Here is a 260-nt window from a genome sequence, read left to right as displayed (position 1 = left end):
AACCAGATCTGCTTCTGGCCGCGGTAATGACCGCGTACTTCGCGTTTGATGAACTTGTCAGGCACCTCGTAACGCAACCAGTCGCGAGTGCGGCCGATTATCTTGACGTGTTCCGGATGCAGGCCCGTTTCCTCGTGCAGTTCCCGGTACATCGCCTGCATGGGGGTCTCGCCGTACTTGATCCCACCTTGAGGAAACTGCCAGGAATGCTCGCGGAGCCGCTTGCCCCAAAACACCTCGTTGCGCGCGTTCAAGAGGAT

At 58.5% G+C, this 260-nt stretch carries 1 protein-coding gene; it reads right to left on the bottom strand.

Translation table 11 applies throughout. From position 1 onward, the window contains the following. Nucleotides 1–260 (bottom strand): NUDIX domain-containing protein (locus tag AAEY72_RS15435; RefSeq protein ID WP_352311482.1); only part of this gene is annotated, 260 nt, incomplete at both ends.

The sequence above is a fragment of the Psychrobacter sp. W2-37-MNA-CIBAN-0211 genome (genome assembly GCF_040309405.1).
In the GTDB taxonomy this organism is placed as follows: domain Bacteria; phylum Pseudomonadota; class Gammaproteobacteria; order Pseudomonadales; family Moraxellaceae; genus Psychrobacter; species Psychrobacter glaciei.
Note: the sequence above shows the minus strand (reverse complement) of the source record. Positions and strands in the feature narration are given on the sequence as shown.